This window comes from Sphingobium sp. 15-1, assembly GCF_013375535.1.
Taxonomy (GTDB): domain Bacteria; phylum Pseudomonadota; class Alphaproteobacteria; order Sphingomonadales; family Sphingomonadaceae; genus Sphingobium; species Sphingobium aromaticivastans.
Window position 1 is genome coordinate 602982 of the sequence record NZ_JABXJG010000002.1, and the last position, 13780, is coordinate 616761.

The window sequence follows — 13780 nt, forward strand, 5'->3', positions numbered from 1 at the left end:
AATAGTCTCCTTGATTAAAAAACGGTCCACGGGATCGATCCCGGGAGTGACGTTTCATTCCCCTTAGCCGCCGCGCTCGGCACCTACCCAATGGAAGGCGGCGCGCCTTCCGCACTGTGTCAGCAGCCATTCTATAGAATGAAGGAGGAGAGGCCATGACACTGACCCTGCAGGAAATGTCGGACAGGTTCGAGATTCAGGATCTGATCGTGGGCTATTGCTACGCGGTGGATACACGCGACTGGGACGCACTGGACCGCTATTTCACCGAAGACGCCGTGATCGACTATTCGGAAATGGTGGGCGTCGTCGGGGGCCTTGCGGAGATAAAGTCCTTCCTGGCGGAAAGTCTGACGCTGATCCTCGCCTTTCAGCATGCCGTGTCCACCACCCAATATCAGATCGCGGGCGACCGGGCGAAGACCAAAACCGCCTGCTATAATCCGATGACGGTCAGCAACGGCGAAACGGCCGATACGCTGGTCTTCGGCCTCTGGTACCATCATGATTTCGTCCGCACCGGGCAAGGCTGGAAGATCAGCCGACTCTATGAGCAGAAGTGCTACCGGATCAATGTACCGGACTGGCTTGCGGCACAATTGCCTGCCTGATTCTCCCCTCACAGCTTTTGCCGGATTCCAAGGGGGGAGCCTGATGCGCCGCTTTCTGAACATGATTTTCATCCTGTCGATGCTTCTTGCCGGCCTGTCGCTGCTGTGGCTGGGGGGACGGCTCGCCCTGCTCGGCGGGTCAAGCTGGTATTGTGTGTCCGGCCTCATGATGGTGAGTGCGGCCTGTCTCGGCTGGCGCCGTTCGCCCCTCTCGGTCACCCTCTATTGGGCCTTTCTCGCGGCCAATCTCTGCTGGTCGCTTTGGGAGGTCGGACTGGACGGCTGGGCTCTTGCGCCCCGGCTGGCCATGCCGGTCGCCATGGGCCTCTACATGTTCACCCCCTATTACCGGCGGCATGTCGGCCTTGACCGCCCCCTGCCCGGCGCACGCATGCTGTGGCCCGGTCTTCTGCTGCTCCTCGTCGGCGCGATCGGCGCCGCCTTCTGGGCGGATCGTTCGCCGCCGGCGGGCAGCGCTCTGTGGGGCGCGGGACCGGCCCGCGCCGCCGATGGCGACTGGGTGGCCTATGGCAACGACCGGGGCGGATCGCGCTATTCGCCGCTGGCGCAGATCACGCCCGCCAATGTCGGCCATCTGGAAAGGGCATGGACGTACCACACCGGCAAACTCACCGATGGCAAGCAAGGCACGGCCTTTCAGGTCAATCCGCTCAAGGTGGGCAATCGCCTGTTCCTGTGTGCGGGCAATAATGATGTGATCGCGCTCGATCCGGAAACGGGGCGACAATTATGGCGGCACCGGCCCAAGACCGATCTCGCGGGTGTCTATGGCCTCGTCTGCCGCGGCGTCACCTATTATCGCATCCCGCAGGCCCATGGCTATTGCGCCGAGCGCATCTACACCGCGACGCTCGACGCCCGGCTGATCGCGCTCGATGCGGTGACCGGCGGACTTTGCCCCGGATTCGGACAGGGCGGTCAGGTGGATCTGAAGGCGGGACTGGGAACGGTCGACAAGGGCTATTATTTCGTCACCTCGCCCCCCGCCCTCGTGCGCGGCCGCCTCGTTCTGGGCGGCTGGGTGATGGATGGTCAGAAAATCAGGGAGCCTTCCGGCGTCATCCGGGCGTTCGATGCCGTCACGGGCGCTTTTTCCTGGGCCTTCGACATCGGTCGCCCCGACGATCACGGGCTGCCGCCGCGCGGCGGCGTCTTTACGCCGGGCACGCCCAATAGCTGGGCGCCCATGAGCTCGGACGAAGCGCTGGGCCTCGTCTATGTGCCGACAGGGAATGCAACGCCCGATTATTTCGGCGGGCATCGCACCGTCAATGATGACCTCTATTCCAGTGCCGTGCTGGCGCTGGACGCGGAGAGCGGGGCGGTGCGCTGGTCCTTCCAGACGACCCATCATGACCTGTGGGACTATGATGTGCCCGCCCAGCCCACGCTGGTCGATCTTCCCGGCGGCGTGCGCGGCCTGCTCCAGCCGACCAAGCGCGGGGAGATATTCTTCCTCGACCGGGCGACCGGCAAGCCGCTGTTGCCGGTCGAGGAACGCCCAGTCCCGCAGGGCGCCGTTCCCGGCGAACGCCTGTCGAAGACCCAGCCCTATTCGGTCGGCATGCCCAGTTTCGGCGGGCCGCGTCCGGCGGAAAAGAGCATGTGGGGTCTGACGCCGATCGATCAGGCGATGTGCCGCATCCGCTTCCGCCAGGCCCGCTTCGACGGGGACATGACCCCGCTGTCGACTGAGCATCCCACCCTCACCTGGCCCGGCTATCTCGGCGGGATCGACTGGGGTGGGGTATCGGTCGATCCCCGGCGCGGGTTGATGATCGTGAACAACAACCAGGTCGGCAATTACAATCGCCTGATCCCCAGAGCCGTCGCGGACCGACAGGGCATCAGGCCGATGAACGCCGCCCATATGAGCGATGTCGGTGGGCCGGTCGCCCAGATGGGCGTGGCCTATGCCGCCCATATCGCGCCCTTCCTCTCCCCGCTCGCCATTCCGTGCCAGCAGCCCCCCTATGGCCGCATCAACGCGGTGGACCTCAAGACCGGAAAACTGGTCTGGAGCAGGATATTCGGCACCTCGCGCGACAGCGGCCCGCTGGCCCTGCCAACGTTCGTGCCGATTCCCATGGGCGTGCCCAATATCGGCGGGTCGGTGGCTACCGCGAGCGGCGTCACCTTCATCGGCGCGACGCAGGAGCATATGTTCCGCGCCTATGAGACGACGACCGGCCGGCTGCTCTGGAAGGCGCGACTGCCCGCCGGCGGCAATGCCTCTCCCACCACCTACTGGTCGAACGCGAGCGGACGCCAGTTCGTGGTGATCGCGGCGGGCGGACATGGCGCAATGCTGTCAGGTGCGGGCGACGCGTTGATCGCCTACGCACTGCCCAACCGGAAATAGAGGCGGCCGCCCGTTGGTGGCTGGGCCTGCCGAGGCTATAAATCGCCGGAAGATGACAGTCGATCCTATCCTTTGGCGGGCAAGTTTAGCCGGCGCCTCTTTATGTTTTCAGCCGAAACTAGGGGAGGATGAACATGCCCGCACATGGCAGTCTGGTGAGACGCTTGCCCGTCGGCGCCGATGATGAACGTGCGATCGAACATGTGTTGCTGCGCTACGCCACCGGCATCGACACGCGTGACTGGCCGCTGTTCCGGACCTGCTTCGCGCAGGATTGCGAGGCCGATTACGGCAGTTTCGGGCATTGGCGCGGCCCGCGCGAAATCGCCGAATATATGGCCGACGCCCACCGCCATATGGGGCCGACGCTGCACCGGATCACCAATATCGTGATAGAGAAGCGCAACGATGAGGTGCACGCGCGCAGCTATGTCGATGCGCTCCTGCCGGAGGCGACCCAAGGCGGCGTGACCCATCGCGCGGCGGGCTATTATGAGGATTGCCTGGTCCGCACCTCGGACGGATGGAAGATTTCCCGCCGGAAATTCACCATGGTCAAAGCGGGGCTGGATGGCTGATCTCAACCGCCAGGTCCTGTTGACCTCCCGCCCGTCGGGAATCGCGCAGGCGGAAAATTTCGCGATCCGGCAGGCGCCGGTCGAACCGCCTGCGCCGGGTCAGATTCTGGTGCGCAATCACTATCTTTCGATCGAACCGGCGATGCGCGGCTGGATCGCCGATGCGGGCAACTATGCCGCGCCCGTCGCCATCGGTTCGGTCATGCGCAGCCTTGCCGTGGGCGAGGTCGTGGCCTCCGCGCATCCCGACTATGCGGTGGGAGAGCATGTGTCCGGCTGGTTCGGCTGGCAGGACTATGCCTGCCTCGCAGCCGATCAGGTCGTCCAGCGCACCACCGCGCCGGAGATGCGGGCATCGCTCGGCATTCTGGGCATCAACGGCATGACGGCCTATCTGGCCCTTACCCTGATCGGCCAGCCGCGCGCGGGTGAGACCATCGCGGTATCCACGGCGGCCGGCGCGGTCGGTTCGGCCGTCGGCCAGATCGCCCGCATCCTTGGCTGCCGCACGATCGGCATCGCGGGCGGGCCGGTCAAGGCGCGACGCTGCGTGGATGAGTATGGCTATGACTGCGCCATCGATTATCGCGCCGGGAACATAAGCGCGGCGATCGCCGAGCATGCGCCCAAGGGTATCGACATTTATTTCGACAATGTCGCCGGGGCGATCAGCGACTCGGTTCTGCCGCATCTGGCACAGCGCGGGCGCGTCATTGTGTGCGGAACGGCATCGATCGACCGCTGGGAGCCATGGCCCACCGGGCCGCGCGTCGAACGCCATCTTCTGGTCAAACGCGCCCGTATGGAAGGCTTCGTCATCTTCGACCATGCCGATCGCTATGCCGAAGCGACAGCGCAATTGCGGACATGGATCGCGCAGGGCCGGCTCACATGGCGCGAGGATATATTGGACGGCATAGAATCCTGCCCCGACGCGCTCGCTGGTCTCTATCGCGGCGAAAATGACGGCAAGAGGCTGATCCGTCTTATCTGATCTGAAAAGAGGAAGTCACGTCATGGATCATCTGGAAGGGCAGATTGCCATCGTCACCGGCGCATCGTCGGGCATCGGCGCGGCCAGCGCCCGCACGCTTGCGGCAGCGGGCGCGACCCTGGTGCTGGTCGCCCGCCGCGCCGACCGCCTCACCGAACTGGCAGAGGAACTGGGCCGCGGCAGCACGGCCTTTGCCGCCGACATGGCGGACCCGGACGCGCCGCAAAGGCTGCACGATTTCGTCCTCGACCGCTTCGATCGGGCCGACATATTGGTCAACAATGCCGCCATGTTGCACGCCGCGCCGATCGACGCGTTCGACCTCGATCAGTTGCGCCCGATGATCGCGATCAACTATGAAGCGGTGGTGCGCGCCAGCACCCTTTTCGCGCGGACGATGAAGGCGGCCGGCAGGGGCCAGATCATCAACATATCCAGCATCGGCGCGAACATCACCGCCCCCGGTGTGGGTGTCTATGGCGGCCTCAAGCGCGCGCTGGAGGCGTTTACCGACTGCCTGCGGGTCGAACTCGCCGGGTCGGGCGTCAAGGTCGGCATTGTCGCGCCCGGCACGACCAGCACCGAGATTTTCGAGGATATGAAGGCCAGGGGGCAACCGTCCTGGGACAGCTTCATCCCGCCGATGCTGCCCAGCGACATCGCCGACGCCGTCGCGGTCATCGCGCAGCAGTCCGAACGCACCAACATCGCCCGCATCCAGGTCTATGCCGCAGCGGACAGCCATTGACGCCCCGGCCGGAGCCGGAGTGTCCGGCGATCAGTCCAGCGTGGCGTAGGCGTCCAGCCGGAACGGATTGACGTCGCCGCCATTGCGCATCTTGGCCACCCATTGGGCATCCATCAGCAGCGCGCGGCCGACCGCGATCAGGTCGAATTCGCCGCGCACCATCCTGTCGGCCACCAGCGCCAGATTGTCGGTCATGACGGTCGGCTGCGCGAAGGAGGATTGCAAATCCTTGCTAAGGCCCACCCCGCCGACCGCGATGGTCGGTTTACCGGTCAGTTTCCTGACCCAACCCGCCAGCCCCATGTCGGAGCCTTCGAAGGCCGGTGCCGTGAAGATGCGCGTGCTCGCGTCGAATATGTCGACCCCCGCCTCGACCAGGGGAGCCAGCATCGCTTCCAGCTCGCCGGGCGTTTCTGCATTGCGTGCCTCATAATCCTGAAGCTTCCACTGGGAGAAGCGGAAAATGACCGGAAAATCGGGCGCGGTCGCGGCCCGGATCGCCCGCACCAGCTCGACCGCGAAGCGCGCGCGCTCGGCAATCCCGCCGCCCCAGCGATCTTCCCGCATATTGGTATGACGCCACAGGAAACTGTCGATCAGATAGCCATGCGCCCCATGCAGGGCCACGCCGTCGAAACCCACCGCCTTCGCATTGGCCGCGCTGCGGGCGAAGGCGGCGATCAGGTCGCCGATTTCGCTGTCGGTCAGCGGCGCGGTGGGTGCCCGCACCTGTTCCAGATAATCGGGCGGCACGATCGCTTTGTCGGTCGGGCCCCAGATGCCGGACGGACGGGCTGATGGCGCATCGGGATGATAGCCCGTGCCCGGCACGCGAATGACGCCCTGATGCCATAGCTGGGGGATGATGAGGCCGCCAGCGTCATGCACGCCGGCCACGATGTCGCGCCAGCGCGCCAGCGCTTCCTCGCCATGCAGGACGGGCGAAGCGCCGCCGCCCATGGTTTCGCGTCCCACTGCGGCGGGATGGTCGACCCCCACCCCTTCGGTGATGATCAGCCCCACATCGGCTTCGGCCCGCCGCCGATAATAGCCGGCCACCCCTTCCGAGGGGATGCCGCCCGGCGAGAAATTCCGCGTCATCGGCGCCATCACGAACCGATTGCGCAGGTGGAGCGAGCCGATCGTGAACGGTGTATATAAAATCTCGGCCTGCCCCATCAACGCGATCCTCTCATCTGCCTGTCAAACGACCGTGCCGCAGGGAACGAGCGCCAAAAACCTATCGAGCGACAGGATATCCGCCCCCCCGGACCCGCGCATGGTCACGCCGACTTCAGACTTCTTCGATGGCAAGGGCGGACTGCGGACAGGCTTCGGCCCCTTCCCGGGCCAGTTCCTCCAGTCCTTCGGGGACGATCTCGTCGTCCACATACACGATACCATTGGCATCGAGCTTGTAAATTTGGGGGCATATCTCGGCGCAAACGCCATAGCCACAACAGGCCGCCTTATCGATCACAACTTTCAGTTTCTGGCTCATCCAGCCTCTCCTTCCTCTTTAAGCGACATTACACCTTGAACAGATTTAGTTCAATATGTATAACACGACTCAATCAAGGAAATCCTCCAGGAGAGCAAGATGCTGCACAATGCCGGGCTGACGCTGAGCGACGGAACGACGCTTGACGACCTCATCGACCGCGACATGAACGAAGTGTCGTTGCGGGTGATGAACGACAAGGAACTCTATGAGCTGGAGATGGAGCGCATCTTCGCGCGCACCTGGCTGCTCCTTGGCCATGAGTCGGAAATTCCCAAGGCGGGCGACTATGTCATGCGCGACATGGCGGAAGATAATGTGATCGTCTCGCGCGACCGCAGCGGCGAAATCCACGTCATGCTGAACGTCTGCCCCCATCGCGGCATGAAGGTCTGCACGGCGGAAGCGGGTAATGCCCACGCCCATCGCTGCATCTATCATGGCTGGGCCTTCCGCGCGGACGGCAGCTTCATCGGCGCGCCGATCGAAAAGGAGCAGATGCACGGCAACAAGCGTTCGAAGGACGAGCTGGGCCTCAAAAAGGCCCGCGTCCATCTCTATGGCGGCCTGATCTTCGCCACCTGGAACAAAGATCTGTCGTTCGAGGATTATCTGGGCGACGCCAAATTCTACCTCGATCAGCTTTTCTGCCGCACCGACAATGGCCTTGAGATGCTTGGCCCCCCCCAGCGCTTCGTGCTGCCGTGCAACTGGAAGATCCCCGGCGAACAATCCGGCTCGGACGGCTTCCACACCCTGACGCTGCACCGTTCGCTGATGGAAGGCGGGATCATGGGCGGCACCGCGGAGTCGATCTACGACACCGCGCCGGGCATGTATGGCGTCGACCTTTCTGTGCCGCAGGGCCACACGCTGCGTTGCCTGGAAGCGGCGCAGACCTTCAAGATGTTCGCAGACGTCAGCTTCGAGGGAAAAACCACGGAAGAACGGCTGCATCTGCTGCCGCCGCCCGGCATCACCAAGGAATTGATCCCTCAGCTGTTCGAGAATCTGTCGGAAGATCAGGTCAAGCAGCTGGCGAACATCCCGCCCCAGGTCGGCGGCATGTTCCCCAACATACTGATCGCCTTCATCTTCGCGCCCCGCACGGATGGCGGCGCTTCGGGCGCCCTGTCGCTGCACACCTATGTCCCCAAGGGGCCGGACAAGGTGGAGTTCGTGAACTTCATCTTCGCGGAAAAGGACGCGCCGGAAGATGTGAAGCGCGACATGCTCCAGAACGCCATCTGGTCGACCGGCACGTCGGGTACGATCGAGCAGGACGACGCCGACACCTGGCCGCAGATCATGCGCAATTCGCGTGGCCATATGAGCAAGACCATCACGCTCAAATATCAGGCGCTGCACGGCCATGAGCGTCCCGAAGGCTGGGTCGGCGGCGGCGATCTCTATCCCGGCTTCACCAAGGACGACACGCAATGGGCCTGGTGGATGGCCTATTATAATCTGATGGCCGAAGCCTGAGCCGCGGCGACGAGAGAGGACAGATATCATGGTGAACTACGCGACCGCCGCCATCGACAAGACCAGCGTCCTGCGCGGTCTTGTCTCCACCAAGCGAGTGCCGCTCGGGTCGGAAGTCTATAACCGCCTGCTCGAAACCCTCTATGACGAAGCCGCCGCGCTCGACGAACGCCGGTTCGACGACTGGGTGGCTTATCTGGAACAGGATTTGAGCTACACCGCTCCCCTCCGCCTCACCCGCAACGGTCCGAACAAGGACCGGGACGTGGTGCGCACGATGAAGCATTTCGACGAGAATTACGGCTCGATCCTGATGCGGACCGGCCGTCTGGCGAAGAGCGCCTGGGCCGAAGATCCGCCGTCGCGCACGCGCCGCTTCGTCACCAATGTCCGCATCGCCGAAAGCGAAACGGCCGGCGAATATGAGGTTGTGAGCTACCTCTATGTCGAGCGCAGCCGCATGGACAATCCGGAGAATGAGACGATCAGCGCCGAACGCCGCGACATCTGGCGGCTGGTCGACGGCGCGTACAAGCTGGCGAGCCGGGAAATCATCGTCGACCAGTCGACGCTCGGCATGTCCAACTTCGCCATCTTCCTCTGACCGGAGCGGCTTCGGTGACGGAAACCCCGCATATCGTGGTCGTCGGCAGCGGCCTTGCCGGCTATGGCGTCCTGCGTGAGCTTCGCAAGCTTGCGCCGGACGCCCGGCTGACGCTGGTCACGCAGGATGACGGGCATTTCTATTCCAAGCCCGCTTTGTCGACCGCGCTCGCCAAGGGCAAGGTTGCCGATACGCTGATCACCACGCCGGCGGAAAAGATGGTCGCGCAGCTGAAGCTCGATCTGCGGGCCGGCCGTATCGTCGAAGCGATCGACCGGCAGGACAAGGCCGTTCTGACCACCGGCGGGCCGATCTTCTACGACCGGCTGGTGCTGGCGATGGGCGCCGATCCGGTCCGGCCGCCGATCGACGGGGACGCCGCGCACCGCGCGCTCGCGGTCAACAATCTCGACAATTATCGCGACTTTCGGGAGGCCTTGCCAGATGGCGCCCGCGTGCTCGTCATGGGCGGGGGCCTTGTCGGCACCGAATTTGCCAACGACCTTTCCGCAAGCGGCTATCAGCCGGTGGTCGTCGACATGCTCGGCCATCCCCTGGCCCAGCTCGTGCCGCCGGGCGTCGGTCAGATGATCCGCGACGCGCTGTCCGAAAAGGGCGTGGAATGGCATCTAGGCCGCAAGGTTCTGGCCATCCATAAGGGCGAAAGCGGAATCAGGGCCGAACTGGACGACGGCTTGGTGATCGAGGCGGCGGCGGTTCTTTCCGCCGTCGGGCTGCGTCCGCATATCCAGCTCGCACAGGAGGCGGGGCTGGAGGTCGCGCGCGGCATCAAGGTCGATCAGACGGGCTGCACCAGCGATCCCGCCATCTATGCGATCGGCGATTGCGCCGAATATCCGCAGGGACTGGCGGCCTATGTGACCCCGATCATGGCCGCCGCCCGCGCCATCGCGCCCAGCGCGCTCGGCACGCCGACGGATATCCGCTTCCCGCCGCTGTCCGTACAGGTCAAGACCACCGCCTATCCCGTCGTCCTGCTGCCCGCGCCCATGGGCGTGGAAGGACAGTGGCAGGAAATCGCCAATGACGAGCGCGGCATCAAATATCATTATCACGACGCGGACGGGGCGATCCGCGGCTATGTTTTCACAAAAGACTATTGCCAGGAACGCATGGACATGGACCGTGCCCTGAGCGAGCAGATGACAGGAGCGGTAGCGTGACGGGATTGGTGAAGGACAAGGTCGCAATCGTCACCGGCGGCGCCAAGGGGCTGGGCTACGGCATTTCCCGCTGCCTTGCAGAGGCAGGCGCGCATCTGCTGATCACCGGCCGGGACGGGGCCGCCGCTGAAACCGTCGCGGCGGAAATCACGCAAAGCTTCGGCGTCCGCGCCGTCGGCATGTCGGCCGACATGGGCGTCAAGACCGAAGTGGAGGCGATGATCGATCGCGCCGTCAGCGAATTTGGCGGGCTGGACATATTGGTCAACAATGCGTCGCAGCTTTCGCCCAATGTGCTGCTGGAGCAGAAAACGGACGAGATGCTTCAGCGGACACTGGAGATCGGCACCTGGGGGAGCTGGTGGGCCATGCGCGCCGCCTTCCCGCATATGAAGGCGCGCGGCGGCGGCTCGATCATCAATTTCTATTCGATCGACGCCCAGACCGGCGCATGGCTTCACGCCGACTATAATATGAACAAGGGCGCGATTCTGGGGCTTACCCGGACCGCGGCGGTCGAATGGGGCCGGTTCAACATCCGCACCAACGCCATCGCGCCGACCGGCATGGGGCAGGTGTTTGCGGACCTAGCCGAAAACGTCCCCGGCTTTCTTGAGATGGCGACCGCCAGCAACCCGCTCAAGCGCGCGGGCGACCCGGAAAAGGATATCGGCCCGGTCGTCCTGTTCCTCGCGTCGGAAATGTCGCGCTTTGTGAATGGCGAGTTGATCAATGTGGATGGCGGTCAGCATCTGCCGGGCTATGTGAGCGTTCCGCACAATCTGGCAGAGATGGAAGCCCAGACATGAAACTGATGCCGCACGCCGACTGGAACGAAATCGTCGCCACCGATCAATCGGGCAGCGTCCAGAAGATCATGGACGGCACGTTGCGCGCGATCAACTCTATTGGCGCGCGCCGCCTGTCGATGAGCGACATCAGCGAGAGCAGCGGCGTCTCGCGCGGCACGCTCTACCGCTATTTCGCCTCCAAGGAGGAAGTGCTGGCGGCCTTCAGCGAATATATCTGCAGCAGCTTCGAAAAGGGCATTGTGGAATCGGGCGAAAGCATTGTTGAGCCGATCGAGCGCTTCCGCGCGGTGATGCGTTTTTACGGCCGCTTCACGATCGAACGCTCGCCCGAAGGCATTTTCGAGGTCGAACCGGCCTTCCATCTCAATTTCCTGCGCAGCCATTTCGGTCGCCATAAGGCCGCGGTCCAGCGTGCGCTGGATCCGGTACTCGACTATTTCGACATGCTCATCGACAGCCGGATCAACCGGGACGCGTTCTGCGACACGATGGTCCGCCTGCAACTGAGCACTCTCATCATTCCCGCCACTCCGGAGTGGCTGGCGATCTGGAACAGCGCGCCCGATCGGTTGTGCGAATGGGCATTGCAGATCGCCGGGCACCATAGCGAACATAAGAAAGGATGAACTGATGGCTACTGCCCCCAAGGTGGATAATGAAATCCAGTGCGGCTTTGCCGAAAAGGCTGTCGCTGACGCGATGGTGGAAAAAGCGCGCGGCTTTCGCGCCTTCCTGCAAAGCGAGGCGCCCGAGGGCGAGAAGCGGCGCAATCCTACCCCCGCCGTGGACAAGATGCTGAAGGAAGAAGGATTCCTGCGTATGCTCCTGCCGCAGCGGCTGGGCGGCATGGGCCTCTCCCCCACGGATTTCTGCCGGGTGCAGATGGAAATCGCCAAGGGCGATCCCGCTATCAGCTGGGTGATCCAGATCGTCAACGGAACGAGCTGGATCACCAGCCTCGCGCCCGATGGCGTGCAGGACGCGGTGTTCGGCGGCAGTCCGCAGTCGGTCTGCGGCGCCTACAACCCTCCCGGCAAGGCGCGCAAGGTCGACGGCGGCTGGATCATCAACGGCAAATGGCCCTATATGTCCGGTTCGCGGCAGTCGAACTGGGCGCAGCAGGGCGTGGTGCTGGAAGGATATGACGGTCCCGTCGTTCCCGGCATCAGCATGTGCTATCTGCCGATGGACAGCATGACCATCGAAGACACATGGTTCGTTTCCGGCATGCAGGGCACCGGGTCCGACACGGCGGTCGCCAAGGATGTTTTCATTCCCGACGCCCAGATGGTGCTCATGGATGAGCGCGCCGGACAGATCGACCGGACGAAGCGCCATTTCGGCGCCCCCTCCGATCTGCTGCCCGCCGTGCCCGTCGTCCGCACCACCGGCATCGCCCAGCTGATCGGCGCGGTTGAGGCCATGCTGGAAATCGTCACCGCCGAGGCCCCCAAGAAGCCGGTGCTGACGACCATCATCGGCCCGCGCACCAGTTCGGGCGCCTATATGCGCGATCTGGGCGAAGCGGCAGCGATGATCGATACCGCCAAGCTGATCCTGTTCGACCTGACCGCCAAGCTGGACCGCGTCGGTCTGGGCGAGGAATTCACCCTTGCGGAGAAGGCGAGGCAGCGTGCAGGCGGCGCGCAGATGATCGAACTGGTTCATGGCGCCAGCGAATCGCTGATGTTCCAGGCCGGGTCCTCTGGCTTTGCGCTGGACAAGCCGATCAACCGCTACTGGCGCGACATTTCGATGGCGCTGCGGCATATCCAGAATATCCCGACCATCGGCTATGAAATCTATGGCCGCAACCTGACCGGCGCCGATCCGATCTCGCCGCCGGGCGCCTATTGAGGTCGATAAGCCATCGAAAGGAGGGTTGCCCGGTCGAAAGAATGGGCAACCCTCCTTCCTCCGCGGCCCGGCCGCATCCATCACGACCATAGGGGAACGCCATGCGGACCGCCCTGATCGACAGCGATGGCGGCTTCGCGCTGGCCGATCATCCCGAGCCAGCCGCCCAGCCCGGCTGTCGCGTCATAGAGGTTGCGGCGGCCGGAATCGGCCCCACCGACCTCATGCGCGCGAAGGGCTTTTTCGGCCCCGTCAGCGCGCCCTATGTGCCGGGCGGCGAGGGTGTCGGGCGCCTGGATGACGGCAGGCGCGTCTATTTCGGCCATAGCAGAGCGCCCTTCGGTGCCATCGCGGAACGCACGCTCGTGGCCGAAGAGGAAATCTGGCCTGCCCCCGACGGCCTTTCGGACGACCAGTTGATCGCCCTCGCCATCTCCGGCACCGGCTCACTGATCCCGCTGGAAGAGGCGCGGATAGCCAGAGGCGAGTCCGTCCTCATTCTCGGCGCGACCGGCCCGGTCGGGCAGATCGGCGCGCAGGTCGCGCGGCTGCTGGGCGCGGGCCGCGTCGTGGCGGCGGCGCGCAGCCGCGAACGGCTGGAGGCCATGCAGGCCGCCGGTCATGCCGATGCGATCGCCCTATTGGGCGAAGGCGATGATGACGCAGCGCTGAAGGCGGTTTCGCAAGGCGGCTATGATGTCGTGCTCGACATCATCTACGGTCCGCCCGCCGAAGCGGCGATGCGCGCCACCCGGCCCGGCGCGCGCATGATGAGCATCGGCGTGCAGGCCGGGCCAACGGTCACGCTGTCCCTGCGCGATCTCGTCTTCCGCAGCCATATCGGCGTCGGCACCGGGCAACGGCCGGCCAGCGAGCGCCGCGCCGCCTATGACCGGCTGATCGACATGGCAATGACCCAGGGCCTGACCGTCGACACATGCCGCTATGCCTTTGCGGATGCGGCCGACGCGTGGGCGGCGCAGGCCGGCAGTCCCCATGGCAAGATCGTCATCACCCGCTGAT

Annotated in this window: 14 protein-coding genes; 12 read left to right on the plus strand and 2 right to left on the minus strand. The window is 64.2% G+C overall.

What is annotated here, in order from left to right:
- The first annotated feature begins 155 nt into the window (after positions 1-155).
- The 5 genes from HUK72_RS18940 to HUK72_RS18960 all read left to right on the plus strand — a co-directional run bounded on the left by HUK72_RS18940 (position 156) and on the right by HUK72_RS18960 (position 5314).
- Positions 156-611, plus strand: coding sequence for a nuclear transport factor 2 family protein (locus tag HUK72_RS18940; protein WP_066563020.1), 456 nt, complete (start codon positions 156-158; stop codon positions 609-611).
- A 43-nt stretch (positions 612-654) separates the two neighbouring features.
- Positions 655-2994, plus strand: a complete 2340-nt coding sequence (locus HUK72_RS18945) for a membrane-bound PQQ-dependent dehydrogenase, glucose/quinate/shikimate family (RefSeq protein WP_066563022.1) — start codon at positions 655-657, stop codon at positions 2992-2994.
- Positions 2995-3128: 134 nt separating this feature from the next.
- The gene (locus HUK72_RS18950) at positions 3129-3572 is read left to right on the plus strand and encodes a nuclear transport factor 2 family protein (protein WP_172451733.1); all 444 of its coding nucleotides are present in this window, start codon (positions 3129-3131) and stop codon (positions 3570-3572) included.
- Positions 3565-4566, plus strand: coding sequence for an NADP-dependent oxidoreductase (locus HUK72_RS18955; RefSeq protein WP_066563024.1), 1002 nt, complete (start codon positions 3565-3567; stop codon positions 4564-4566). The genes HUK72_RS18950 and HUK72_RS18955 overlap by 8 nt, the downstream gene beginning before the upstream one ends.
- A 22-nt stretch (positions 4567-4588) precedes the next feature.
- On the plus strand, positions 4589-5314 hold the full coding sequence (locus tag HUK72_RS18960) for an SDR family oxidoreductase (RefSeq protein ID WP_066563026.1): 726 nt from the start codon (positions 4589-4591) through the stop codon (positions 5312-5314).
- A gap of 30 nt (positions 5315-5344) precedes the next feature.
- On the opposite strand, the gene HUK72_RS18965 is transcribed toward HUK72_RS18960, so the two are convergent.
- Both HUK72_RS18965 and HUK72_RS18970 read right to left on the minus strand, forming a co-directional pair.
- A complete protein-coding gene (locus tag HUK72_RS18965) occupies positions 5345-6493 on the minus strand; it encodes an NADH:flavin oxidoreductase (RefSeq protein ID WP_082749139.1) in 1149 nt (382 codons plus the stop codon).
- 115 nt (positions 6494-6608) lie between these two features.
- Positions 6609-6815: a ferredoxin gene (locus HUK72_RS18970; protein ID WP_066563029.1), complete on the minus strand. Its 207-nt coding sequence runs from the start codon at positions 6813-6815 to the stop codon at positions 6609-6611.
- Positions 6816-6914: 99 nt separating this feature from the next.
- On the opposite strand from HUK72_RS18970, the gene HUK72_RS18975 reads away from it, so the two are divergent.
- The 7 genes from HUK72_RS18975 to HUK72_RS19005 all read left to right on the plus strand — a co-directional run bounded on the left by HUK72_RS18975 (position 6915) and on the right by HUK72_RS19005 (position 13779).
- Positions 6915-8300, plus strand: a complete 1386-nt coding sequence (locus HUK72_RS18975; protein ID WP_066563031.1) for an aromatic ring-hydroxylating dioxygenase subunit alpha — start codon at positions 6915-6917, stop codon at positions 8298-8300.
- Between the two features lie 28 nt (positions 8301-8328).
- Positions 8329-8904, plus strand: coding sequence for a 3-phenylpropionate/cinnamic acid dioxygenase subunit beta (locus HUK72_RS18980; protein WP_066563033.1), 576 nt, complete (start codon positions 8329-8331; stop codon positions 8902-8904).
- Positions 8905-8918: 14 nt separating this feature from the next.
- Positions 8919-10088, plus strand: a complete 1170-nt coding sequence (locus tag HUK72_RS18985; RefSeq protein WP_066563038.1) for an NAD(P)/FAD-dependent oxidoreductase — start codon at positions 8919-8921, stop codon at positions 10086-10088.
- Complete coding sequence (locus HUK72_RS18990) at positions 10085-10897, plus strand: SDR family NAD(P)-dependent oxidoreductase (RefSeq protein WP_066563040.1); 813 nt, start codon at positions 10085-10087, stop codon at positions 10895-10897. Before HUK72_RS18985 ends, HUK72_RS18990 begins: the two co-directional genes overlap by 4 nt.
- The gene (locus tag HUK72_RS18995) at positions 10894-11526 is read left to right on the plus strand and encodes a TetR/AcrR family transcriptional regulator (RefSeq protein WP_066563041.1); all 633 of its coding nucleotides are present in this window, start codon (positions 10894-10896) and stop codon (positions 11524-11526) included. The genes HUK72_RS18990 and HUK72_RS18995 overlap by 4 nt, the downstream gene beginning before the upstream one ends.
- Positions 11527-11530: 4 nt before the next feature.
- Positions 11531-12757, plus strand: a complete 1227-nt coding sequence (locus HUK72_RS19000; RefSeq protein ID WP_206377303.1) for an acyl-CoA dehydrogenase family protein — start codon at positions 11531-11533, stop codon at positions 12755-12757.
- Between the two features lie 101 nt (positions 12758-12858).
- Positions 12859-13779: a zinc-binding dehydrogenase gene (locus tag HUK72_RS19005; protein WP_066563045.1), complete on the plus strand. Its 921-nt coding sequence runs from the start codon at positions 12859-12861 to the stop codon at positions 13777-13779.
- Position 13780: the final 1 nt, after the last annotated feature.

Bases quoted from the DNA above. Each gene is read 5' to 3' on its own strand.
- HUK72_RS18965 (WP_082749139.1), bottom strand. From the start codon at position 6,493: ATGGGGCAGGCCGAGATTTTATATACACCGTTCACGATCGGCTCGCTC.
- HUK72_RS18945 (WP_066563022.1), top strand. From the start codon at position 655: ATGCGCCGCTTTCTGAACATGATTTTCATCCTGTCGATGCTTCTTGCC.
- HUK72_RS18950 (WP_172451733.1), top strand. From the start codon at position 3,129: ATGCCCGCACATGGCAGTCTGGTGAGACGCTTGCCCGTCGGCGCCGAT.
- HUK72_RS18940 (WP_066563020.1), top strand. From the start codon at position 156: ATGACACTGACCCTGCAGGAAATGTCGGACAGGTTCGAGATTCAGGAT.
- HUK72_RS19000 (WP_206377303.1), top strand. From the start codon at position 11,531: ATGGCTACTGCCCCCAAGGTGGATAATGAAATCCAGTGCGGCTTTGCC.
- HUK72_RS18975 (WP_066563031.1), top strand. From the start codon at position 6,915: ATGCTGCACAATGCCGGGCTGACGCTGAGCGACGGAACGACGCTTGAC.
- HUK72_RS18970 (WP_066563029.1), bottom strand. From the start codon at position 6,815: ATGAGCCAGAAACTGAAAGTTGTGATCGATAAGGCGGCCTGTTGTGGC.
- HUK72_RS18995 (WP_066563041.1), top strand. From the start codon at position 10,894: ATGAAACTGATGCCGCACGCCGACTGGAACGAAATCGTCGCCACCGAT.
- HUK72_RS19005 (WP_066563045.1), top strand. From the start codon at position 12,859: ATGCGGACCGCCCTGATCGACAGCGATGGCGGCTTCGCGCTGGCCGAT.
- HUK72_RS18980 (WP_066563033.1), top strand. From the start codon at position 8,329: ATGGTGAACTACGCGACCGCCGCCATCGACAAGACCAGCGTCCTGCGC.
- HUK72_RS18960 (WP_066563026.1), top strand. From the start codon at position 4,589: ATGGATCATCTGGAAGGGCAGATTGCCATCGTCACCGGCGCATCGTCG.
- HUK72_RS18955 (WP_066563024.1), top strand. From the start codon at position 3,565: ATGGCTGATCTCAACCGCCAGGTCCTGTTGACCTCCCGCCCGTCGGGA.